At 36.9% G+C, this 22,887-nt stretch carries 21 protein-coding genes; 9 read left to right on the top strand and 12 right to left on the bottom strand.

What is annotated here, in order from left to right; translation table 11 throughout:
- Positions 1 to 30: 30 nt before the first annotated feature.
- Positions 31 to 1,140 carry a 3-deoxy-7-phosphoheptulonate synthase gene (locus HL290_RS05835; RefSeq protein WP_080028257.1) on the top strand — a complete coding sequence of 370 codons (1,110 nt, stop codon included), beginning with the start codon at positions 31 to 33 and terminating at the stop codon, positions 1,138 to 1,140.
- A 101-nt stretch (positions 1,141 to 1,241) separates the two neighbouring features.
- Here the strand turns inward: HL290_RS05835 and HL290_RS05840 are convergent, their stop codons facing one another.
- From HL290_RS05840 to ybaK, 8 genes are all read right to left on the bottom strand, one after another.
- Positions 1,242 to 1,982, bottom strand: a complete 741-nt coding sequence (locus tag HL290_RS05840; protein WP_198495895.1) for an adenosylcobinamide-GDP ribazoletransferase — start codon at positions 1,980 to 1,982, stop codon at positions 1,242 to 1,244.
- A gap of 107 nt (positions 1,983 to 2,089) precedes the next feature.
- Positions 2,090 to 3,661 carry a histidine-type phosphatase gene (locus HL290_RS05845; protein ID WP_198495896.1) on the bottom strand — a complete coding sequence of 524 codons (1,572 nt, stop codon included), beginning with the start codon at positions 3,659 to 3,661 and terminating at the stop codon, positions 2,090 to 2,092.
- Between the two features lie 124 nt (positions 3,662 to 3,785).
- Complete coding sequence (locus HL290_RS05850) at positions 3,786 to 4,385, bottom strand: histidine phosphatase family protein (protein ID WP_198495897.1); 600 nt, start codon at positions 4,383 to 4,385, stop codon at positions 3,786 to 3,788.
- Positions 4,378 to 5,433: a nicotinate-nucleotide--dimethylbenzimidazole phosphoribosyltransferase gene (gene cobT, locus HL290_RS05855; protein ID WP_198495898.1), complete on the bottom strand. Its 1,056-nt coding sequence runs from the start codon at positions 5,431 to 5,433 to the stop codon at positions 4,378 to 4,380. The genes HL290_RS05850 and cobT overlap by 8 nt, the downstream gene beginning before the upstream one ends.
- Position 5,434: 1 nt before the next feature.
- Positions 5,435 to 5,953, bottom strand: coding sequence for a bifunctional adenosylcobinamide kinase/adenosylcobinamide-phosphate guanylyltransferase (gene cobU, locus HL290_RS05860; RefSeq protein WP_198495899.1), 519 nt, complete (start codon positions 5,951 to 5,953; stop codon positions 5,435 to 5,437).
- Positions 5,941 to 6,567: a 2'-5' RNA ligase family protein gene (locus tag HL290_RS05865; RefSeq protein WP_198496393.1), complete on the bottom strand. Its 627-nt coding sequence runs from the start codon at positions 6,565 to 6,567 to the stop codon at positions 5,941 to 5,943. Before HL290_RS05865 ends, cobU begins: the two co-directional genes overlap by 13 nt.
- 105 nt (positions 6,568 to 6,672) lie before the next feature.
- Complete coding sequence (gene mtlD / locus HL290_RS05870; protein WP_198495900.1) at positions 6,673 to 8,820, bottom strand: bifunctional mannitol-1-phosphate dehydrogenase/phosphatase; 2,148 nt, start codon at positions 8,818 to 8,820, stop codon at positions 6,673 to 6,675.
- 651 nt (positions 8,821 to 9,471) lie between these two features.
- The gene (ybaK, locus tag HL290_RS05875) at positions 9,472 to 9,939 is read right to left on the bottom strand and encodes a Cys-tRNA(Pro) deacylase (protein WP_198496394.1); all 468 of its coding nucleotides are present in this window, start codon (positions 9,937 to 9,939) and stop codon (positions 9,472 to 9,474) included.
- 190 nt (positions 9,940 to 10,129) lie between these two features.
- On the opposite strand from ybaK, the gene HL290_RS05880 reads away from it, so the two are divergent.
- The 4 genes from HL290_RS05880 to HL290_RS05895 all read left to right on the top strand — a co-directional run bounded on the left by HL290_RS05880 (position 10,130) and on the right by HL290_RS05895 (position 14,778).
- A complete protein-coding gene (locus HL290_RS05880; RefSeq protein ID WP_004792622.1) occupies positions 10,130 to 10,432 on the top strand; it encodes a hypothetical protein in 303 nt (100 codons plus the stop codon).
- Between the two features lie 232 nt (positions 10,433 to 10,664).
- On the top strand, positions 10,665 to 12,038 hold the full coding sequence (locus HL290_RS05885) for an ABC1 kinase family protein (RefSeq protein WP_092705633.1): 1,374 nt from the start codon (positions 10,665 to 10,667) through the stop codon (positions 12,036 to 12,038).
- 227 nt (positions 12,039 to 12,265) lie between these two features.
- Positions 12,266 to 13,549 (top strand): acyl-CoA dehydrogenase family protein, encoded by a 1,284-nt coding sequence (locus HL290_RS05890; RefSeq protein ID WP_198496395.1) that lies wholly within the window; start codon positions 12,266 to 12,268, stop codon positions 13,547 to 13,549.
- Between the two features lie 23 nt (positions 13,550 to 13,572).
- Complete coding sequence (locus tag HL290_RS05895) at positions 13,573 to 14,778, top strand: acyl-CoA dehydrogenase family protein (RefSeq protein ID WP_198495901.1); 1,206 nt, start codon at positions 13,573 to 13,575, stop codon at positions 14,776 to 14,778.
- 110 nt (positions 14,779 to 14,888) lie between these two features.
- Here HL290_RS05895 and HL290_RS05900 read toward each other — a convergent pair whose 3' ends face one another.
- On the bottom strand, positions 14,889 to 16,112 hold the full coding sequence (locus HL290_RS05900; RefSeq protein WP_045125381.1) for an alkane 1-monooxygenase: 1,224 nt from the start codon (positions 16,110 to 16,112) through the stop codon (positions 14,889 to 14,891).
- Between the two features lie 189 nt (positions 16,113 to 16,301).
- Here HL290_RS05900 and HL290_RS05905 point away from each other — a divergent pair, with 189 nt between their 5' ends.
- Entirely contained in the window at positions 16,302 to 17,246 is a 945-nt protein-coding gene (locus tag HL290_RS05905) for an AraC family transcriptional regulator (RefSeq protein ID WP_413784442.1), read from the top strand.
- Positions 17,247 to 17,294: 48 nt separating this feature from the next.
- Here HL290_RS05905 and HL290_RS05910 read toward each other — a convergent pair whose 3' ends face one another.
- The 3 genes from HL290_RS05910 to HL290_RS05920 all read right to left on the bottom strand — a co-directional run bounded on the left by HL290_RS05910 (position 17,295) and on the right by HL290_RS05920 (position 20,188).
- Entirely contained in the window at positions 17,295 to 19,160 is a 1,866-nt protein-coding gene (locus tag HL290_RS05910) for a SurA N-terminal domain-containing protein (RefSeq protein ID WP_198495902.1), read from the bottom strand.
- Between the two features lie 131 nt (positions 19,161 to 19,291).
- Entirely contained in the window at positions 19,292 to 19,564 is a 273-nt protein-coding gene (locus tag HL290_RS05915) for an HU family DNA-binding protein (protein WP_001043034.1), read from the bottom strand.
- 168 nt (positions 19,565 to 19,732) lie between these two features.
- The gene (locus HL290_RS05920) at positions 19,733 to 20,188 is read right to left on the bottom strand and encodes a phasin family protein (protein WP_198495903.1); all 456 of its coding nucleotides are present in this window, start codon (positions 20,186 to 20,188) and stop codon (positions 19,733 to 19,735) included.
- A 208-nt stretch (positions 20,189 to 20,396) separates the two neighbouring features.
- Between HL290_RS05920 and HL290_RS05925 the strand changes: the two genes are divergently transcribed.
- The 3 genes from HL290_RS05925 (at position 20,397) to HL290_RS05935 (ending at position 22,846) form a co-directional block, all read left to right on the top strand.
- Positions 20,397 to 21,044 carry a hypothetical protein gene (locus HL290_RS05925; RefSeq protein ID WP_005041007.1) on the top strand — a complete coding sequence of 216 codons (648 nt, stop codon included), beginning with the start codon at positions 20,397 to 20,399 and terminating at the stop codon, positions 21,042 to 21,044.
- A 109-nt stretch (positions 21,045 to 21,153) separates the two neighbouring features.
- Positions 21,154 to 21,627: an Rrf2 family transcriptional regulator gene (locus HL290_RS05930; protein WP_003651563.1), complete on the top strand. Its 474-nt coding sequence runs from the start codon at positions 21,154 to 21,156 to the stop codon at positions 21,625 to 21,627.
- A gap of 1 nt (position 21,628) precedes the next feature.
- The gene (locus HL290_RS05935) at positions 21,629 to 22,846 is read left to right on the top strand and encodes an IscS subfamily cysteine desulfurase (protein WP_198495904.1); all 1,218 of its coding nucleotides are present in this window, start codon (positions 21,629 to 21,631) and stop codon (positions 22,844 to 22,846) included.
- The last annotated feature ends 41 nt before the right edge of the window (positions 22,847 to 22,887 follow it).

The following is a 22,887-nucleotide window of genomic DNA, read 5'->3' on the forward strand; positions in this document are numbered from 1 at the left end:
GTATATTCAGTACACAAAACAACCTTTAGTATGATCGAACCAGTGACAGTAATGACTACACATTCAAAATCCGTTTCAAAGCCAGATATCGACGACCTTAATATTAAAAGCATTCAAACTCTTGTAACACCGGCTGAGCTTAAATCAGAGTTGCCTTTATCTGATGTTGCTTCACAAACCGTTCTAAAAGGTCGCGAAACTATTCGTAATATTTTAGATGGTTCAGATAACCGTTTGTTTGTCGTTATTGGTCCTTGCTCTATTCACGACCCGAAAGCTGCTCACGAATATGCCGATCGCTTAAAAGTGCTAAGCGAAAAAGTTAAAGATACATTGTATCTAGTTATGCGTGTTTATTTTGAAAAACCACGTACTACAATTGGTTGGAAAGGTCTAATCAATGACCCAGACATGAATGACTCATTTAACATCGAAAAAGGTTTACGTATTGGTCGTAAACTTCTGCTCGAATTAAATGAAAAAGGTCTGCCATGTGCAACTGAAGCACTTGATCCAAACTCTCCACAGTACTATCAAGACTTAATTTCATGGTCTGCAATTGGTGCACGTACCACCGAGAGTCAAACTCACCGCGAAATGTCTTCTGGCTTGTCATCACCTGTTGGTTTTAAAAATGGTACTGATGGTGGCTTAACTGTTGCAACCAATGCGATGCAATCTGTTAAATATGGCCATAGCTTCTTAGGCCTTAACGAAGACGGTCAAGTTTCAATTATTAATACGAGTGGCAACCCTTACGCACACGTCGTATTACGTGGTGGTAATGGTAAGCCTAACTATGATGCTGGCTCTGTTGAAGAAGCAGAAAATGCTTTAGCGAAAGCAAAAGTTAGCAATAAAATCATGATTGATGCGAGTCACGCGAACTCAAATAAAGACCCGTACTTACAGCCACTTGTTCTTAAAAATATTACTGAACAAATTTTAGATGGTAATAAGTCAATTGTTGGTCTTATGGTTGAAAGTCACTTAAAAGGCGGCCGCCAAGATATTCCTGAAAACCTTTGTGACCTAGAATATGGTAAATCAGTGACTGATGGCTGTATTGACTGGGAAACCACTGAAAAAACATTGCTTGAAATGCATGAAGCTTTAAAAGACGTTTTACCAAATCGTTAATTCATCTTTTTAAGAATATCGATTAAGCCCTCATTTTTGAGGGCTTTTTATTTTAATGAAATTTCTAGATAAGCCGTAATAGTGTTTAAAAGTTTTATTATTTATAAATAAAAATAAGTTACTACAAAGGCAAAAAGCAGCATAGTTTCACTAAGCTCAATCGCAGCCCCCACAGTGTCGCCTGTAATACCATCAATACGTTTTATAAACAGATGTCTTAAATAAACAAGGCTCATTAAAAAGACAATCACGGCAATTAGACCTTGCCATCCCCAATATAAAGGTAGCAGCAAAACTAACCCAGTTATTATCCAAGACGCTGTTTTAGGTAAATGATCAGTCAGAGAACGGCCTAAACCTTTTTCACGAACATACGGCGTAGTTAAAAACAAAATTGATGGCACAAGGCGCCCAAGTGCAGGAACCAATATTAAAAATAGCGTTTGATGTTGTTCAATCAGTACATAGACCAGTGCGGACTTGAGCAGACATATAAGAACTAAACTAAGTACTCCAATTGGGCCACAACTTGGATCCTTCATAATTTGTAAAGTACGTAACTTGTCTCCAAAACCACCTACCCACGCATCTGCCGTATCTGCCAGCCCATCTAAATGCAAACCGCCTGTTAGCCAAATCCATAAAGTCATTATGATGGCGGCAAGTAGAAGAATTGGTAATTTTGCGAAAAGACATGCAATAAGAAAAAGGATGCCACCAATAATGAGTCCAACCAATGGATAAAACAAAATAGCTCGACCATTTTGTTGCGCCGTCGGCATTGTCTTTAACTCGATCGGCAGAACAGTTAAAAATTGCAATGCGATCCAAAATGGTGTCATATCCAAATCTCTAACTGATCTATATTTAAAAACAGTTTGAATTATGAAGAAATAAAAATGGGAATAGCAATCCCTATTCCCATTAAAGACTTCAGAAAACTGAAAATCTATTGTATTTGATAGCACTGTTTCAATTTTATGTAGTCGTAGTAGAAACTAGTTGGGCTATAGCGCGCATAGTTACATGCAGACTTAAACAAAGTTTCTTTTTCGTTATAAAGCATTTTTACCAAAGTATTGCCTTGGCCATTTTGATAAATATCCCACTGTACATTGGCAGCCATAGGTGAAACTACTTCTCCACGCCATGTGCTTGTTGAATAGTTATAAGTCTGGCGTAGAGGTAAAGGTTGCATCATATTATGTAAGTCTAGGCTGGTGGCCAGAGGAATAATAATTTCAGCATGGGCAAAACGTAAAACCGCTTTGTAAGGTTGGGCTTTATTCACAACAGCATCAACTTGTTGGAACATATCTTGTTTTAAGCCTTGTGCAATTTCACTCGTGACCAGATTTGACTCTGTGAAACTTGGGCCTTTTTCATAGAAATCATTGGCATCATTAAATTCAGCATAGAATTTTGCGGCTTCAATAGGCATATATTTATCAAAATCGATACCTTTTAGCTCATCTTTCATGCCACCAGAAATCGAATAGAGCTCATACACATAAGCTGCTGCATCAACTGCACTGGCGATAGTGTTTTTCCCCTTACCTTTTTCCGTAATTTGCTCACCTTTAGGCGAAGTTACGGTAAAAGACCCTGTATTACTAAAGCTATAACCCGCTGTACCCAATTTTTTAATAAAGTCTGCTTTAAAAATCGGGTTGAGTACAGTCTGAGCAGTTTTTTCAGCTTGAGTATTTTTTGATAACTCATCCAGCTTTTGTGCTAAGTCATTATTATTTTCTTCAAAATCTTGATAGGCCTGACTTGCATCATAAATTTTCTGCTGACTAGCACTGAGTGGCTGTGTTAAGTCTTCATCCGCATTCAAACTATGAAAATAAAGTTTAAAACGGTCAACTCCGCCATCTATAACACTTGGAACACTTTCACTCGATAAATTGGTATAAGAGACTGGAACAATTTTATCTTTGAGCTGCGGTTGTTGTTTAATGAGTTCAGCAGTGAAAAATTTAGCACTATCTACCGCACGATCGACGCCTGAACTTTGAACCAATATACCCGCTTGCGGATTTAAAAGATTGGGTAAGCGTTGTAATAACCGATCTGCAATACCACGGTGCTCTAAAATACCCGTCATGGTTTCATTCCCATAACCATACTGGCGAATGCCTTCGACCCCATAACCTAACAGAATATTGGCTTTCATCATTGCTTCTAAATCAGCACCTAATTGCTCACCTAACGGCGTTAAGGCATTTTCTGCTTTTGCCTGCTTCCATAAATTATAAAGTGCTAAATCATATTTGAGACTTGATAAACCTCTTGAACCATGACGCGCCACTAACTCTGTAAAAACTGGCTGGAATCCATTTGGTGCCTGTTCATAGCTTTTTAAATCTTGTTGTGGTTGGTAAGGCGTTTTGGTTTGATAATACTTTGATTGAGTTGTAGGTGATGTCGTTGGTTGATCATCTTGATCGTCATTATTGTTGCAGGCCACAAGAAATAATGATGTTGCAAGCATCGTCGTTTTAAATAAAATATTCATAAGTCTGATAAATGATTAATAAGAAATGCCCATAGCATAATTTTTAGCAATGACAGTACGATTACATGACTTCAAATATCTTTATAAAAATAATAACTTACAAGTGTATAAAAATATAAATTTGCTATCTCAGCATAAAAGTTAATTGACCATCCATTTCAGAAAATTCGAGAGAATATAATTTCCCAAGTTCTGCTGGCATTTTAAGTAAATCATCTAAAGGTTGTTGCTTGGCTAAACAAGCCAATAGCTTAATGACACCGCCATGGGTAACAACCAATCCATATTGCCAGTTTTGGTTTTGCATCTCTACAAGTAGTTCCTGAAAGCCTTTAAGAACCCTTGTTTGAAATTGCATTAATGTTTCTGCCCCAGGCGGGCAATATTGACTCGGTTTCTGCCAAAAATTTGCCAGCAATTCTGGTGAAGTTTCATAAATTTGCTGAGTTGAAATGCCTTCCCAGTGTCCAAAATACATTTCTTTTAAGTCATGATTTAAAAGCAAAGGCAGTTCAGTTGTTTTAGCAAGTTGCTCCGCAAAGCATGCACACCGTTTTAACGAAGAACTTACAATGACATCCCATGTCTGGTTTGTGTCTTGCTCAATGGTTGACTGCATTTGCTGCCAACCTTTTGGTGTTAGGTCATCATCTAAATGACCACGTAAAGTATGGCTAAACTGACTTTCACCATGTCTGAGCAAATCAATTTTCAATTTACTCAATTTTGTCTCCACTTACAGCAGCTTGAGCAAAGGTAGCCATTTGATTATGTAATGCGCACGCCATTTTAACTAATGCCAAAGCAGCTGCTGCTCCACTACCTTCACCTAAACGCAAATTCATCTTTAAAATTGGCTCGGCATTGAGTTCTTGCAAGATACGTCGGTGACCATATTCTGCCGATTGATGACCAAATAACATCCAGTCACGTACTTTAGGGTTCATTCGTACCGCACATAAAGCAGCTATCGAACTAATAAAGCCATCCACAATTACAGGTAAGCCAATTTGAGCACATCGAATATAAGCACCGGTTATAGCCGCAATTTCCAGACCGCCTACAGCACTTAGGGTTTTAAAGGCATCCCCAATCACATGTTGGTAGTGAAGCTCTATTGCCTGCTCAATCACTTCAATTTTATGTCTTAACTGATCGGCACCAATTCCTGTACCTACGCCAGTTAATTGCTCAGCCGTATCATTTAATAAAAGACATGCTAGGGCAGAAGCAGAACAGGTATTTCCAATTCCCATTTCACCCGCAATATAAATATCTGCGCCGTCGGCTTTAGCTGTATCTACGCTCTTTTTCCCCAACTCTAAAGCAGCACGACATTCTTCAGCATTCATTGCCACTTGTTTGGCAAAATTTGCCGTCCCAGCACGAATACAATGACGTTCAACACCGACATATTCGTATGCTTCGCCTACTGTGCCACAATCAATGACTTGCAAATGAGCTTGATGATATTTAGCAATTACACTAATTGCTGCACCACCAGTTGTGAAGTTTTGCAACATTTGGCGTGTGACAGCTTGAGGATATGCAGAGATATTTTCTTCAACCACGCCATGATCGCCTGCAAAAACTGTGATCCACGGATAGTTAACTTGAGGATGAGCATTGGACTGTAAACTGGCAAGTGTAATTGCAATCTGCTCTAAATCACCTAAGGCACCTGTAGGTTTGGTGAGTTGAAGTTGATGTTGCTCAGCTTGTTGTTTTGCTTCCAGATTAGGTTGCTGTACAGATTCTAACCACCAGTTCATTTTACTTCTCACCTTTTAAAATCATTGGAAAACCAGCCACACAAAACATAACCTTATCTGCAATTTGTCCTAAAGCTTGATGCAGTCTTCCTGCTTCATCTACAAAACGACGGCTAATCTCGCCTAATGGCACAACGCCAAGACCAGTTTCATTACTGACTAAAATAATTTCTGACTGGAGCTTAGGTAAAACGTCTATTAGTTGCTCACATTCAAACTCTTGAACGTTTTGATCATCTAAAAGTAACAAATTCGTTAGCCAGAGCGTTAAACAATCCACCAGAATGATTTGATTAGATCGATCAATTTTTTGCAAAGTTTTTGCCAAAAATAATGGCTCTTCAACTAAGGACCAGTGAGCAGGACGCTGATTTTGATGGTGTGCAATTCGGCTTTGCATTTCTGAATCAAGCGCTTGCGCCGTCGCGACATAAGTCACAGCTAATTGCGTAGCTATTGCCGTTTGTTCAGCCAGTCGACTTTTACCAGAACGAGCACCACCCAAAATTAGTTGCAACATGAATCACCTAAAAATAAATGCTGATATGAATATAACTTACCTTGTAAAGTTTGGGCCTGGTAATAACCAAACGTCAAATGCTCAATTTTAAGTTCAAATTCAGCATGTTTATATTGTACAGGTAATTCAGAAATTTTTTGTAAAATCAAATCACTATTATAATTTTCTTTATATAGACCCAAGGTGATATGTGGGCAATAATCTAAAGCTGCAATTTCATTAGAAACCGTGCCTAACTTTTGTCGTATTAGAGATAAGATATTTCCGGCATCTTTAATTTCTACAAATAAAGCACTACTAAAACTATCAACTGAACCAATTTTTAATTCAAATGATGCAAAATTCTTTTTTCTTAAAATTTCTCTCTGCTGCTCGAACTCACTAAAGCTAAAGTCATCTTTATAAGCTTTAGATTCATCAGTCAAAAAACCACATATAAACAATGTGACATGATATTGGCGGCTATTAGGTTCTAATAAAAAATCTGAAAAATGCCTGCGCAATCCATCTAAATAATCAACTAATTTTTGATCATTAATTTCCAGATACCATAAAGCATAATTTTGACGCCCAAGGTGCCATTCCAGATAGTCCCGTATAGATGTTGGCACCATGGATGTCGAAGGTTTTAGCAGCACAGCTTTAATTCAAAATGATTCAATTTTTGTATTAAAGCATGTTTGCCTTTTAATTGTAGAGTCTTAATTCACTCAACAAATCTAAGCATATTGAGTTCGCGTAGTTTTGGAGTTAATAATATTCATGTTCAAAGGTTGCTTGCCTTGTTCAGAAAATAAATATTGAATTAATTGTGTCAACTCAACTTCCAGCTGTCTTTTCTGAACTGTACTCATGTCCAAGTTCTGAATTTGTTGCTGCAAATGTTTAATCGCATCAGTCTCATCAATTTCTAAAAATTGAATTGCATAGGCATAACCTAAAGCGGCGCCTTTTAATAAGTTTTTATAGGGTAAATCATGATTAATATTCACCACAATTGAAGCTATTACCCGTTCATTGTGACCCAGTTTACGTAGCGGATCTCGCGCAACACGCTGACATGGATCTTTAAATGCATATTCACATGAACCTAGAAAACTCTGTGCAAGTCGATCTAGATCTTTTGCATAGTTAGGTAATACGATTGCAAGTCCTTGCTTTACTTCTGTAATCAAATTCTTTGCAAATGCTTTAACAGAGCGATCGCCCATGGCAACACCAATAGAATCATAACCTAGTAAAGATGCATACCAAGCAAGCATCGCGTGTACGCCGTTCCACAGTCGGTTTTTGATTAATTGAATATCTGTAATTTGCTCAACCAACACAACTTGGCGCAATTTTTCGAGTAAAGGGCTACCTTTTTCTACATAAATTGGCATATCAGTTTCGCTATGGAACAAGATTAGATCCATGCTTTGTAATATATGTCCCGGCTGAAAATTACGACGCATATTATCTACATATAAAGAGGCCTGATTTTGCTGATCTTGAGTCAGTTTATTGCAATCTTCAATTTCAACTTGTTCTTCATGCTCCACATCAGATAAATGCTGTTCAAGAAAATGATGCTTAATACGAAGTTGACGATATAAATTTTGATTAGATAGTTTCGAAACCATACGGTTTACAACAGTGTCGCAAAAGTAATGTTCTTTTAAAATATGCTCAGTTACGTCCTCATCATTAGTTAGTTCTAAAAGTGCTTCTCTAAGATGCTTCATCACCAAATATTTTGCGCCAACTTTATTTAAAATAATTAAAAAAGTTAACGGTTCTATACATGTTTCGAGTGCCGAGTTAAAACGAGCGTATAAGCCTTTTGCAATCGTTTTTGACTCAACTTCAATAGCTTGTTCAGGCAAACATAGTGCAATCAAACTTGAATGGGTATACATCTCTAACATTTGCTGTTCATTGTCAGAATCAACAATTGTCATATTTTCAATGCATTCATCATAAGAAAACTGTCCATAGCGAATGCTATATGTTCCAAACGCATTTACAGCTTCACGGAATAGACTATTACGTGTAGAAGCAATAATACGTCTTGGTTTTGTGTATCCATCCCAGTGTGACAAGATTTGCGCTATATATCCGCCACCAATAGCACCAAAACCGTGTATGCCAACGGTAAGTTGATTTAGGCTTTGTGGAAAAGACTCTTGTCCTTGTGGCATATCCATAACAGGAATAAATTGGTCGAGATCTGTTAAGAAGTCATACATCTGATCGTAATAAAAATCGGCTTTTGCCAACATTTCATCATTTGGTTCTTTAATATCTTTTAATAAAATTGTTAGACCTTCTGATGAATGAGCTGACGTTAAACCATTTTCAGAATCTTCAAACATTAAACATTGGTTAGCATCTAAATGAAGCTGACTTGCTGCTTTCAGGAATATTTCAGGATGAGGCTTTCCATTTTGTACTTCATCCCCACAAGTAATTACATCAAAAAATTTATAAACATTCGCGTTAATTAAATATTCTTCGGCAATTGCTCTACGACTTGAAGTCGCCACAGCCATTCTTAAACCTGATTTTCTTAAACGTTCTAAAACTTGAACCAAACCTTTCTTAATAGGTACGCCGTGTTTTCGTATATGTTCAAGCTCCATCTCATCGGCTCTTTTTCGTATCTCTTTATATGGAACATTCACACCATACAAACGTTGAGCCAATTGTTCAGCAGTAGTTGCACTTAAACCTAAACATTGCATTAAATATTCGTGTGAAAATTCCTGTCCAATGAGTTCTTGAGATGCTTGTTGCAATGTTTGAAACCGCAACCGCTCAGTATCAAACATTGTGCCATCCATATCAAAAATTGCTCCATGAACAGGTTTTCCATGAAAAATAAGCACGCTTTTACCTCTTTTTTGATCATGTTTTATTCAGGGTATACAAAAAATTGGCTAAAAAGGCAGGATGTTAATAAATGAAACACTAGTGATCATTTTTTAATCAAAAATATAAGTAATCTGTTACTGAGCAGAGCTAAAACTCTAAAAAGGTTGAACAATATAAATAAGTATGAAACTAACTTTAAATACAAGAGTAGCAAGCCATCCTCGCTTGCTACTCTTGATTTATTCTTTTTATTGCGCTGATAGTATTTATTTTTCTTAGTTCCATTTACCGCTGCTTGAACCCGCATATTTTTATAATGTCTTGCAGGTGTCACATACCAGAAATCAACTCGTCTTTCGCTGTTCTTCTTGTTTGAGGTTCTGGTATAACTCTAAATTTCATTAGAAAATGAGCATAAACTTAGAATATGGGCTTTATATTACAATCAATCTCCTCCCCCTAATCGGGACTAGGACTACATCGCCATTAACAATAATGATAATCATTTTCATTTAATGATTCAAGCTTTTTTGCAATTATTTGTGCTTATCTCTTTTTTGAAAAATAAAGAAGGATCCGCAATGAGCTATACCTCTCAACAAAGTATTTTCTCAATGTAGATAAAAATAATGATTAATTCTTAGAGTATTTCCTCTAAACTTTTCTTACTGATCAAGCACATCAACAAATTGAGCATTTAAAAGCTGTGCTAAATCTTTAGGATTTAAACCAATATCCAGCCCTCTTTTTCCGCCACTGACATAAATTTTGCTAAAGTTTTGAGCCGATGCATCAATGACAGTTTTTAAACGTTTTTTTTGGCCTAAAGGGCTAATCCCTCCTACCAAATATCCCGTTAAACGTTCAGCATCTTTAAGATTAGCCATTTGTAACTTTTTACATCCAAACGCCGTAGCTACTTTTTTTAAATTTAATTGGTGATTAACCGGCAAGACAGCAACGAAATAATTTTTATCATCACTTACCATTAGAGTTTTAAATACTTCGTTTACATCTAAATCTAATTTTTCAGCTGCTTCTAATCCAAAACTTTTGGCATTTGAATCATGTTCATATTCATGAATAGAAAATTCGATTTTATTACTTTTTAACAATCTACATGCAGGAGTCATGATAAGTAGTGTTATAGATGAAATTGTTTCGATTATAGTTTTTTTTAAAAAAAAATTAAATTTGCTTAGGCTATTTAAAAGAGTTACATAAAAATTCAAACAGCAACTGAAGAAAAAATAATCTCAACTTGATATTCGTTGCTCGACTCCATATATTTTATTTAGATTTGAAGTCTGAGCTGACAATTTTATGAGTTATAAACACAACAATCTGATGGCGATGCGTCACCGTTTTTGGGATGAATCTTCAGATTCTGTATTAAATGAAAAGCAATTTTTGCAGCAGACGTTAATTGAACAAGGTATTTTTAATAACGCAACTCTTGATGATGTTAAGTACTTCTTTTACACCCTTCCTAGCATCATCATTGTAAAAGCTCATGCACTTGGTTTTATGCATGATTCAGTCAAACAGATGTTATTGCAACATATTCAGACGAATCGCCTGCATTTGATGCAGAAATCTGAATTAAAGATTCAATTTAAAATGTAATCCATTTTGTTATCAAAGGTCCGTTTTATCTTAGTTTTACTCATCTGAATGCTCTTAATTTCTTAAATTTATAAATTACTTAGGCTATTTAATAGTTAATGAAATAAAGATGGCGATTTCGACCTATCATTCAGTCTGAGAGAACTATTTTAATACGCTCAAAACATGTAATATTCGTTACAATTTTAGATCACAGCGTTTGGCTGCATGATGCGCATAGGATTCTATTTTCATGTCAAATCAGAAAGATAAGCTTAAGAGTTTAAAAACTTCTTCCATGGATCGACGCTTATCAATCGCGAAAGCTTCTTTACTTGCAGGAACACGTTGGGCAACTGCAAGTGCTTCTTCTATTTTTTCTAACGAGGAAGACAAAGAAAAGAAACGTAAAAAAGCGATGAGCGAACAAGCTAATTATCTGGTTTCTGAAATAGGTAAACTTAAGGGTTCTATTGTTAAAATTGGGCAAATGATGGCTCTTTATGGTGAACATTTTTTACCAGAAGAGATTACACAAGCATTAAATACCCTAAATAACCAAACCGTTGCTTTAGATTGGCCTGCAATTAAGCCACATCTACAAGAACAACTGGGCGCTAAGTTAAATGATTTAACAATTGATCATGAGCCAATTGGTACTGCCTCTCTCGCACAAGTACACCGTGCAACACGTAAATCAGATGGTTTGGAATTAGTTCTAAAAATTCAATATCCAGGTGTTGCGAACGCAATTGATTCAGATATGAGTTTGTTTAAAAACATGCTTAAACTGACACGCATGGTGCCACAAACCCGTGAATTTGATCAGTGGTTTGATGAAGTGCGTGAAATGATGCATCGTGAAGTGGACTATGATGTTGAAGCTGCCACTACTCGTCGCTTCGGTGAACGCTTAAAAGATGACGAGCGTTATATTGTTCCGACAATTGTAGATGAATATTGTACCAACCAAGTACTGTGCATGACTTTCGAACGTGGAGTTCCAATCAATAGCCCTGTGATGTTGTCTTTGCCTCAAGAGCGTCGTAATCAGCTTGGTGAAGCTTCACTAGAAATTGCTGTTCGTGAAATTTTTGAATGGGGCGAAATGCAAACAGATCCTAACTTCGGTAACTACCTTGTCCGTTTAGGTAATGGGCAAGATGTTCAGGATAAGATTGTATTATTAGACTTTGGTGCAATCCGTCAGTTTGATGACCATTTACTTTCAGTTGCACGTAATCTGATCCAAGCTGGTTATCAGCATGATAAACATGCGATGGTACAAGCAATGACTGGATATGAGTTTTTTGATGCCATGCCTGAAAGTATTAAACCAGGCATGGCCGATGTCTTTTTACTCGCAACAGAAGCATTTAGTACCCCTGCAAATAATCCAGATATGCCCGCTGGCCTTATGGATGAACATGAACGTTATGACTGGAAGAAAAGTCAGTTACATAGCCGTGTTATGCAGCAAGCAAGTAAATCAATGGCATCACGTTATTTCTCAGTTCCTCCAAAAGAATTTATGTTTATTAGCCGTAAATTTATTGGGGCATATACGTTTATGACAGTCATCGATGCAAAAACAAATGTACGTCGTATGATTCGTAACTTCGCTTAATTTAGTGAACGGCTAGAATGATTCCATGTCATTCTAGTCAATACCCCTCTAAACACACCACAAAAAATTATTTTAAATAAATAAAATCATACACTTAAAATATGTTTATTTTTACCTACCATTTATCCACTCATTTTTTGAATGTCAGTAACGACATAGTCTTTTACTATGATGCGTGTCAGCATAAAACAATAACAACGTGTTAGGACACCATAATCATGACAAGTATGATCAATAAAGCTCAGGGTTTGGGTTTATCGCTGATCACTAAATTGGCTGGAAGCGATGTACTTGATCAACTCAAGTTACGCAAATTTGTTGAAAAATCCCTATATCAAGGTTCAAAAGCTAGTTTTAAAGCATTAAGTCAAACTCAAAAAGCATTTAAACCGAAACAAATCTCTCAACAGCGATTGCCTCAACAACAAAAAACTCTGTTTGATTTAAGCCTAACTGAAGAACAACAAATGACCTCTGATGCAATGTCTCAATTTGCTCAAGAAGTTTTATTAGGGTTAGCTCATGATGCTGATCAAACTGCCCAGTTTCCAGAAAGCCTTTGGCAATATGTAGAAGATCTAGGTCTTAACTACTATGCACTTCCAGAAGCATTAGGCGGTGTAGCAACTGAACAAAATATTGTCAGTAACTTATTGATTGCTGAAAAATTGGCTGAAGGTGATTTTAGCCTTACAGCAGGATTACTGAGTACATTTAGTGTCATTAATGCAATTACGCGTTGGGGTTCTGCCGAAGTTCAGTCAATGTACTTACCTTGTTTTGCAGAAGACTCAGACATTACAGCAACCTTTGCTGTACAAGAAGCAACTCCAGCATTTAATCCTTACACTTTAAAAACCAAAGCATCACTTGAAAATGATCAGTTTTTTATAGATGGTGAAAAAACGCTTGTTATTTTAGGTGATCTGGCCGATGTATTTTTAGTAAGTGCGGACTTTAATGGCAAGCCAGATATATTTGTAGTGCAATGCAACGATAGTATTTCTATTAAAAATACGCCTGCTATGGGTCTTAAAGCGACAGAAACAGCAACTTTACGCTTTAATCACACTCCTGCTCTACGCTTAGGTGCAACAGATTTTGATTACACTGCTTTTCTAGATTTAGGAAATTTAATGTGGTGTGCCATGGCTGTTGGTACTTGTGACGCTGTAAAAGCCTATTGTATTAAATATGCCAATGAACGAACTGCTTTCGGTGAGCCAATTTCTCACCGCCAGAGTGTCGCTTTCATGATTGCAGATATGGCAATTGAAATTGACGCAATGCGTATGCTGGTTTTAAACGCAGCAAGCCTTGCAGAATCAGGCAAGCCATTTCACCGTGAAGCTTATTTAGCCCAACTACTTTGTGCTGAAAAATCCATGAAAATCGGTACAGATGGTGTGCAAATTCTTGGTGGACATGGTTTCACAAAAGAACACCCTGTTGAACGTTGGTATCGTGATTTACGCGCTACCGCAATTTTACAATCTGGCTTACATGCTTAAATGATCAATCAGAGGATACTTTAATGAATTTACAAAATCCTAAAAAATTCAAAATGATGATTGATCAGGCACATGATGTTGCGATCAATGTTTTACGCCCTATTTCTCGTAAATATGATAAAGCTGAGCATGCGTATCCAAAAGAACTCGATATGTTAGCTTCACTCATTGATGGTATGAATGAAGGTGGCGAAGGTATTAATGCCGGAGCTGCGGGTGCTGGCAAACGTGGCGATACAGACAATGAAGGTATTCGTAACGGAACCAATATGTCTACCGCTCTAGGGATTATTGAGATGTGTTATGGCGATACAGGCTTATTACTAAGTATGCCACGTCAGGGCCTTGGGAACTCAGCCATTGCTGCTGTTGCAAATGATGAGCAATTAGAGCGCTTCAAAGGAACATGGGCTGCAATGGCGATTACCGAGCCAGGTTGCGGCTCTGACTCTGCCTCGATCCGCACCACTGCAACCAAAGATGGTAATGACTATATTTTAAATGGTGAAAAGATTTTTGTGACATCTGGCGAACGTGCAGATTCTGTCGTCGTTTGGGCGACTTTAGATAAAAAATTGGGACGTGCAGCTATTAAATCATTTGTAGTACCAAAAGGTACGCCTGGAATGAAGGTTGAACGCTTAGAACATAAATTGGGAATTAAAGCTTCAGATACTGCCGTTATTAGTTTTATTGACTGCCGAGTACCTGCTGAGAACCTTTTGGGAAATGCTGAAGTCGATGTTGCAAAAGGTTTTGCCGGAGTAATGGAAACTTTTGACAACACTCGTCCATTGGTTGCAGCAATGGCGGTTGGTTGTGCTAAAGCTTCTTTAGAACGTATTAAAGAAATTTTTAAAGACCAACTTGATCCAGATTATTCTACCCCTTATCTACATACTTCTAATCTTGCAGCACAAATCTACCGTATGGAAGCTGAGTGGGAAGCCGCTCGCCTGCTTATGTTAAAGTCAACGTGGATGGCAGATAACAAAAAGCCAAACTCTAAAGAAGCTTCTATTGCGAAAGCCAAAGCTGGCCGTGTTGGTAACGAGATTACTTTAAAATGTGTCGAATTGGCAGCAAGTGTTGGTTATAACGAAGATGAGTTACTTGAGAAATGGGCACGCGATTCAAAAATTCTCGATATCTTTGAAGGCACTCAACAAATCCAACAATTGATTATTGCCCGCCGAGAACTTGGTAAATCTTCTAGCGAACTAAAATAATAATTAAGGGAAATTTTTCCCTTCTTTTATTAGCTCTTTATGTCAAAACCTAAAAAGCCCTCTAGCTATTAAACTAGAGGGCTTCGTATTTCAGGAATTAATATTTTTATTTATTCAGTAGTTGTACTATCTAACGTTTTATCAACTACACCAAATTTCTTAAAGATTTTTGCACGTCGTTTTGACGAAATATTTGCTTTGTTTAAATCACCTTTATAATGATCAAAAACGCGTTTATCCATTATTTTGAACCACAATGAAGGGATTAATGCTGGTAATAACATACTGGCATAACCGCTTGGTAGCTCTGGTGCCTCATCAAAATGACGTAATGCTTGGAATGGACGAGTTGGATATGCATGATGGTCTGAATGACGCTGCAACTGATACAAGAATAAGTTTGTTACTACGTTATTGTTGTTCCAGCTATGCTCAGGCATTGTGCGCTCATAATTACCATCAGCTTTTTTCTGACGCAATAAACCATAGTGCTCAATATAGTTAATAATTTCGAAAAGACTAATACCATAAAAAGCTTGAGTCGCTAAATATGGAATTGTACCTTTACCAAAGATTCCAACCATGGAGCCATGAAAAGCAGCGGTCATTCCCCAGCCTTGTAATAATTCATTATCTGAAGACCAGAATTCTTTACCTTTACGTTTTAAACGATTTTTTTCAATTTCTATTGCAGATTTAAAAGAACCAATAACTGTACGTGGCCAGAACTCATAGAATGTTTCACCCATACGTGATGAAGCTGGATCTTCTGGTGTTGCTGCACGCTTATGATGACCGTAAGGATGTTCAATACGGAAATGGTTATAACCTGTAGGAACTAAAGCAAGATGAGATAGAATATGGTCTATACGATCATGCTTATGACTTAACTCATGGGCTGTATTAATCGCAATACCATTGATTGCACCCATTGAGATACCAAGTAAAATCTTATCAATAAAAGATGTCGTTTTACGACTTGTTAAATAACATGCATAAACATTTGCAGCGTACTGTAGAGGAATAAAGCTCTTCACAAGACGAGAATAATATGGATCTTTTTCTAAAAGCTTAATTTCTTCATCTGTCGGATTTCGAGCATCTTTCCCAATAATAGTATCAATTGCCGGAATTACAACATGTAATAAAAGTGGACCACCTAAAGCAAAGACTTTCTTTAATGGGCGTGGACCAAACTGATAACCTGCTAAAATACCTAAACCGATAGCAGGTAAAGCAGGACTAATCATCCATAAAAAGCGTTTGCGATCTATTTCACGCATAGACGCAGGCACTGGCATAAGTTCTTGCTGAACATTTACTGGTGCATTCATAGCTATATTTCCTTTTTCTATATGTCTATATAGTTAAAGAAATAGTGTTTAGTTAACAGTAGTAACCGTCCAAAAAACCTATGTTAAAGTCTTTGGCATTTTCTTCCACTTTTCTGTCCTAAAAACACATGTTGATCTATTCTTGTAGCTCACTATAATTTTATTAAAATAATGATTGATCATTTAAATATGGATGCACTAAGTAAATTTTTTGATGATATTCACCTTAATAAGTCTGAATACATCTATTTAAAAGCGCAAGGAGAATGGGCTTTTAAAACACAAGATCAATCTGCTCTACTTGCTTATATTGTTTTAACTGGTTCAGTATATATACAACTTAATGCTTCAGAAAAAATAACTGCGACTGCTGGTGATATTATTTTAATCCCTTCTGGGAAAGCACATAGTGCGACTGACTCAAAATCAACAGCGAGTAAGTTGGTAGATTCTCTGGATATCACTTCGCTTTTTAACGGTCACAGACAAGATGCAATCGAGTTTGGTACTTCATCTCCGGATAATACATTATTGCTATGTTTACGCTGCCAAATCGATACTCATATGGCTGGGCCACTCATTAATGCACTGCCGTCCATCATGCATATTCAGCATGAAAATCAAACCAATCCACCTGAATGGCTACAAATTGGACTCTATTTTCTAGCCATTGAAACTCAAAAAATCAGGCCGGGCCATGACAAAATTATTGATCATTTAGTCAGTATTTTGCTCATTGAATGCATTCGTGATCATATTCAACAAATGACAGATCAACAAAACTGGTTAAGTGCCTTAACTCATCCTGAACTGAGCAATGCACTATCTGCTATTCATAGCCAACCTGAAGTCACATGGACAGTTGAATCTTTAGCTGAACAATGCTGTATGTCACGTTCTAAATTTGCGAATATATTTAACAGTATTATTGGTGAGCCACCCCTCACATATTTACAGCACTATCGTTTTCGCTTGGCAAGTCAGTATTTACGCACAAGCAACTTATCAATTCAGCAAATTTCAAATAAGGTCGGCTATTCATCCGAAACAGCATTTAGTCAGGCATTCAAACGAATTTTTGATTTATCTCCTAAACAATATAGACAGCAATATATTGGACACAGCTTAGATTAACTGCCAATAAAAAAAGCGCCGAGGCGCTTTTTTTATTGAATCAAATTATTATTTAATTTTCGCATGTGATTTTAAATATTGACTGTAATCTTCTAATATTTGTTGACCACGCGATTGACGATAAAGTTGCTTTAACTGCTGTAACTGATCAGCAGGAATAGCATTCGCAGCAGATGAATTTACATTTGAAACTGCAACAACAACCAGCTCATTTGGTAAATTCGCTGTTGAAACAGACCACATACCTGGCTTAGGTGTAGCTGCACTAAATGCTGCACGCTCAATTTCACGCTTTAATCCTTGTGAACGACTAAATACGCCAGCCGATTCAAATGCTACTTTATTTTTAGCAACAACCTGATCTGCTGGTTGAGTTTTAAATTCAGCCAACATTGTAGCAATTTTTGCTTGAACAGCTTTACGCGCTTTTTCATCGATAACTTTTGCTTTCGCTTCATTCATCGCTTGTGCTAAAGGTTTTACACCAGCAGCATGATAATCACGTACTTTAACCCATACCGTATCACCATTCGCTAATTGAATATTAGATGATGTATTACGGTCACCATTTTTCACGTCATCATTAAACAATTTAATTTTAACGTTTGGATCACTTAAATATGGATTTTGTGTAAGTAAAGTTACGCCATTTAATGATTCAACTTTTGTACCTTTTACTTCTTGCACAACAGCTTCTAAAGAATCATTACCAACAATCGTTTCATTTAGACTATTTACGGTATCTGAATAAACAGTCGCAACTTTATTCTTTTCAACCTCAGCAGTTAAACGCGCCTTCTCTGCTTCGAATGAAGGGATTTGATTAGCTTGAGTTTCTGCTTCAATAATATGATAACCATATTGAGTTTTTACTGGTTGAGAAATTTGTCCATTTTTCAAGCTCACTACAGTTTTATCAAACGCATCGGAAAAAACACCTGGTGCATATGCTTCAACTAAACCGCCTTTTGCTTTCGAACTTGGATCTTCAGAAAACTGAGATGCAGCTTGTGCAAATGTAAGGCCGCCTTGAATTTTCGCATATACTTCTTTAGCAAGTTTTTGAGCTGCTGCATCATCACGAGCATCTGTAGTAATTAAAATATGCTTCACAGTCCGTTTAGCATCTTTTTTCTGAGTTTCAACGAACTTGCTATATGCTTGCTGAAGTTCAGCTTCAGTTGCAGGAGCTGGTTTAGCCATCAGTGATGGAGACACAACAACATAATCCACGTCAACAGAAGCCTGTTGTTTAAACTCATTTTGGTGTTTGTTGTAATAATCTGTAGCTTCTTGATTAGAGGCAGTTAAACCAGTTTTATAACCATCTAATTTAATGCTAGCCAAATGTAATGTACGTTGTTCAGTTTGCAAATTCGCAATTTGCATTAAATCAACTTTACTTACTAAAGAGTAATCAGAAAAAGTTGAAGTTAGCATTTTTAAAGCATGATCTTGACGAAGGCTAGATATTAAGCCCTGACTTGTCATACCAATAGAACGTAAATAATTTTCATATAGTTTTTGCGAGAATTGTCCATTCTCTTGCAAACTAGGCTGCTGAGCTAACATCTGCTCAATTTGAGTATCACTCAGTGAAATACCTAGTTTTTCAGCTTGTTGAATTAGTAAATTACGTGACACTAAAATATCGAGTGCTTTAGCCTGAATAACAGGCAAATTAAGTAAACTCTCATCACCTTTAACAGCAGCTAAATATTGTTCTTTGTAAGACTGAGTTAAAGTTTCAAGGTCTTTTTTAGATATTTCTTGGCCATTTACTGTCTTTGCAACATCAGCCTTGTTTCCCCTATTAAAATATCCTTCAATACCTACAAGTGCTAAAGGGGTCAAAAACAAAATTAGAAGGACTTTGCCGAGCCAACCCTTAATGACTGTACGAAACGATTCCATAAGTATTCCAATATTTTATTTCGAGGCGAATTTTAACTGAAAAACCACAATCAATGAATGAGCAATATTGGTCAATTCAGATTTTTAATAAAAAACGCGCCTATATTGGCGCGTTTAATCATCTTAAAAGATTAAGCTACTGAATCTTTAAGACCTTTACCAGCTTTGAAGCTAGGTACTTTTGTTGCTTTAATTTGAAGCTCTTCACCAGTTTTAGGGTTACGACCAGTACGTGCAGCACGTTCTTTAACACTGAAAGTACCAAAACCAACTAAAGTTACTGTGTCACCTTTTTTAAGTGCTTCAGTAATTGACGCAATTGTCGCATCGAGTGCCTTGCCTGCATCAGTCTTAGATACTCCCCCTTTTTCAGCAATTGCATCGATTAATTCTGATTTATTCATGAATAAAACATCCTCTTAATATCGTTTGTTTAAGGTCCAAGGCTATAGTTTAAAAGGCCATGACGCCTTTATAGCAATGCTTTGGGGGAAAACGCAATACTAGAGCAGGGCTTTTAGCGAAAATAAATGCTAAAAAACTGTTATATATTTGCTAAATCCCAACATTTTTTACTTTTTATTCAATTTTTCTTTCAACTGCTGGTTTTCTTCTATTAAAGCATCCACCTTAATATGAAGCTGCACCAAGAGCTGTTCAATGTGCTGTAAATCCTTCGGAGTCACCAATCCAATCCGGTTTAAAGAATGGTTAACACTGGTATCAAGAATTTTTTCTACTTTATCTTTTGTTTCAGATACAGATTCTTTTGCTTTTTCTGTGACCTTACCAACAGTAGTGTCTGCTAAGTCTCCTGTTTTAGATTCCAGTTCTTCACCTACTTTGACCAAAGAGTCAAATAGCTTATTACCTTCTTCTTCTGCGCGTGAAAAAGCCCCTAGCCCTGCTAACCAAATTTGCTTGGTATACTTTCTAAAATCCAAAGCCGACTTTCTTGAACCTATTGATTTTAATTTGTTTTTTTCTTCTGACTCTTCTGTCGGGGTATCTATATTTGCATTATCCATTGATCTAAGCTCCTAATCAGATGAGAGAGATGATGACTGATTTGACCACAAAATATTTCTATAATATCAAAGTAAAGACTTGATCCATTTACAAAACTGTTCTACAAAGCAATTAAGTCGTGTAAATATATTTAACAGGACATTTATTAAAGTTTGGGATAGGATGTCCCATTCTTCGGTTAACTGCTATTTGTAAGGATAAACTTTTATGAGTGAAACGCAACAAAGACAAAAACATCCCCGTCTGTTGCTGAATATTGTTCTAATTATTTTAGAAACTTTCTTTTCATTTATTCTCACCCACGATGGTGTTCTTCGCTTGCAAGCGAAAAAGTTTATTTCAAACAAAACAACTATTCGCATCAATAGCTACCTTCCTTTTTTTGACTTTTATGTTCAATTTACAGAAAAGGGTTTGTTGTTCGATATCCACTCCTTTGACCGACGTATTGATCTTGAAATCAATAGTACGCTTATCGATTTGATTAAGATTTTCGCTTTTTCAAACCAGCGTAGTCTTAAGAACATGCGTATTGATGGTGATGAAGAAACGAAAAAAGAGTTATTAGATTTAATTTCTCATCTTACTCTGCCTAAACTTTTAGCTGACTGGAAGCAATGGTTTAACACACCAGATGATGAAGCTGAAACCCTTGCTTCACGTAAACGCATTGCTCCATTGCTTGAAAAAATTGATCAACAACGTTCAGAAATCAATTCACTTCATGTGGAAATCAAACAATATCAAAATCGAATTACTCGCTTACAACAACGTCAACGCAACATTAACTTAGGCTTTGGTATAATTAGCCTGATATTTATTGTTTTTTTCATATATAATTTGTGGGTTGCTTAAATTATTTTTCCATTTTGTTCCTGCACTTGAATTAAAAATAAAAAAACTTGACTATTTTAGTCGGGATTCATAAAATCCTATTATCTAGTCTTAACATGTGTATCGAATCATGCGCCTTACAACTCGCGGTCGCTACGCAGTGACTGCTCTACTTGATTTAGCTTTGCAGCCAACTGAACAAACGATCACGCTCGCCGAAATTGCCGCACGTCAATCTATTTCAGTTGCTTACTTAGAGCAGTTATTCGCTAAACTTAAGCGTCATGGGTTAGTTTCTAGTGTCCGTGGTGCAAATGGTGGTTATCATTTGGCTCGAAACGCTGATGAAATTACTGTGTTAGAAATTATTGAAGCCGTAAATGAAACCGTTGATGCAACACGTTGCGACCACAAAGCTAACTGCCAAAATGGTGCAATGTGTCTTACTCACGATTTATGGCAAGAACTCTCTCATCATATTGCCGACTATTTAGCAAAAATCTCTCTTGCCGACCTCATTAGCCGAGACAACGTTCAAACTGTTGCATTGCGCCAAAATGTGACTGGCACAGATTCAGCTCTTTTATCGGGTACAGGTATTTGATATGAAACGTCCAATTTATCTTGATTACGCAGCAACCACTCCAGTAGATCCGCAAGTTGCAGAACGTATGATGGAGTGTTTAACTTTCGACGGTACCTTTGGTAATGCTGCATCTCGTTCCCATGCTTATGGCTGGCTGGCAGAAGAAAAAGTTGAATATGCGCGTGAGCAAGTCGCAAATTTAATTAAAGCCGATCCACGTGAAATCGTTTGGACTTCTGGTGCTACAGAATCAGACAACCTTGCACTTAAAGGCGTAGCTCAATTCTATGCTTCTAAAGGCAAACACATTATTACAAGTAAAATTGAACACAAAGCTGTTCTAGATCCTTGTCGTGAATTAGAAGAACAAGGTTTTGAAATTACTTATTTAGAACCAGAACCACAAACAGGTTTAATTACCCCTGAAATGGTAAAAGCTGCACTTCGTCCTGATACTGTCCTTGTTTCTCTTATGATGGTAAACAACGAAATCGGTACAGTTACAGATGTAGCAGCAATTGGTGAGTTAACACGTGCCAATAAAACCTTCTTTCATGTAGATGCTGCTCAAGCTGCTGGTAAAGTTGAAATCGATTTATCTACCATGAAAATTGATCTTATGAGTTTCTCAGCTCATAAAATTTATGGTCCAAAAGGTATCGGTGCATTATATGTACGTCGTAGCCCACGTGTTCGTTTAAAAGCACAAATTCATGGCGGTGGTCATGAACGTGGTATGCGGTCTGGTACTTTAGCAACTCACCAAATTGTTGGTATGGGTGAAGCTTTTGAACTTGCTGGCAAAAGATTGCATGCAGAACAAGAACGCATTCGCAAACTACGTGACAAACTTTGGAATGGCTTACAAGGCCTTGAACAGGTTTTCTTAAACGGCCATCCAACTCAAAACGTTGCTAACTATTTAAACGTCAGCTTTAACTTTGTTGAAGGTGAATCTTTAATGATGGCACTTAAAGATGCTGCTGTATCAAGTGGTTCTGCTTGTACTTCTGCAACTTTAGAGCCTTCATATGTTCTTCGCGCATTAGGTTTATCTGATGAGCTAGCGCACAGCTCTATCCGCTTCAGTTTTGGTAAATACACAACTGAAGAAGACATTGATCATGTGCTTACAATTACCAAAGCCGCTGTTGAGAAATTACGTGAACTTTCTCCGCTTTGGGATATGTATAAAGAAGGTATCGATCTTTCTACAGTTGAATGGGCTGAACACTAATTCATTGAAATTAGTATTTTTACCCTCATATTAATATTAGG

Origin of the sequence: Acinetobacter sp. AC1-2 (genome assembly GCF_016124155.1) — a bacterium.
In the GTDB taxonomy this organism is placed as follows: domain Bacteria; phylum Pseudomonadota; class Gammaproteobacteria; order Pseudomonadales; family Moraxellaceae; genus Acinetobacter; species Acinetobacter calcoaceticus.

Excerpts from the sequence above, each read along its gene's own strand:
- HL290_RS05865 (WP_198496393.1), bottom strand. The coding sequence starts at position 6,567 with ATGGTGCCAACATCTATACGGGACTATCTGGAATGGCACCTTGGGCGT.
- HL290_RS05885 (WP_092705633.1), top strand. The coding sequence starts at position 10,665 with ATGTCAAATCAGAAAGATAAGCTTAAGAGTTTAAAAACTTCTTCCATG.
- HL290_RS05835 (WP_080028257.1), top strand. The coding sequence starts at position 31 with ATGATCGAACCAGTGACAGTAATGACTACACATTCAAAATCCGTTTCA.
- HL290_RS05880 (WP_004792622.1), top strand. The coding sequence starts at position 10,130 with ATGAGTTATAAACACAACAATCTGATGGCGATGCGTCACCGTTTTTGG.
- cobT (WP_198495898.1), bottom strand. The coding sequence starts at position 5,433 with ATGAACTGGTGGTTAGAATCTGTACAGCAACCTAATCTGGAAGCAAAA.
- cobU (WP_198495899.1), bottom strand. The coding sequence starts at position 5,953 with ATGTTGCAACTAATTTTGGGTGGTGCTCGTTCTGGTAAAAGTCGACTG.
- HL290_RS05930 (WP_003651563.1), top strand. The coding sequence starts at position 21,154 with ATGCGCCTTACAACTCGCGGTCGCTACGCAGTGACTGCTCTACTTGAT.
- ybaK (WP_198496394.1), bottom strand. The coding sequence starts at position 9,939 with ATGACTCCTGCATGTAGATTGTTAAAAAGTAATAAAATCGAATTTTCT.
- HL290_RS05920 (WP_198495903.1), bottom strand. The coding sequence starts at position 20,188 with ATGGATAATGCAAATATAGATACCCCGACAGAAGAGTCAGAAGAAAAA.
- HL290_RS05915 (WP_001043034.1), bottom strand. The coding sequence starts at position 19,564 with ATGAATAAATCAGAATTAATCGATGCAATTGCTGAAAAAGGGGGAGTA.
- HL290_RS05900 (WP_045125381.1), bottom strand. The coding sequence starts at position 16,112 with ATGAATGCACCAGTAAATGTTCAGCAAGAACTTATGCCAGTGCCTGCG.
- HL290_RS05905 (WP_413784442.1), top strand. The coding sequence starts at position 16,302 with ATGGATGCACTAAGTAAATTTTTTGATGATATTCACCTTAATAAGTCT.
- HL290_RS05890 (WP_198496395.1), top strand. The coding sequence starts at position 12,266 with ATGATCAATAAAGCTCAGGGTTTGGGTTTATCGCTGATCACTAAATTG.
- HL290_RS05925 (WP_005041007.1), top strand. The coding sequence starts at position 20,397 with ATGAGTGAAACGCAACAAAGACAAAAACATCCCCGTCTGTTGCTGAAT.
- HL290_RS05895 (WP_198495901.1), top strand. The coding sequence starts at position 13,573 with ATGAATTTACAAAATCCTAAAAAATTCAAAATGATGATTGATCAGGCA.
- HL290_RS05845 (WP_198495896.1), bottom strand. The coding sequence starts at position 3,661 with ATGAATATTTTATTTAAAACGACGATGCTTGCAACATCATTATTTCTT.
- HL290_RS05935 (WP_198495904.1), top strand. The coding sequence starts at position 21,629 with ATGAAACGTCCAATTTATCTTGATTACGCAGCAACCACTCCAGTAGAT.
- HL290_RS05840 (WP_198495895.1), bottom strand. The coding sequence starts at position 1,982 with ATGACACCATTTTGGATCGCATTGCAATTTTTAACTGTTCTGCCGATC.
- HL290_RS05910 (WP_198495902.1), bottom strand. The coding sequence starts at position 19,160 with ATGGAATCGTTTCGTACAGTCATTAAGGGTTGGCTCGGCAAAGTCCTT.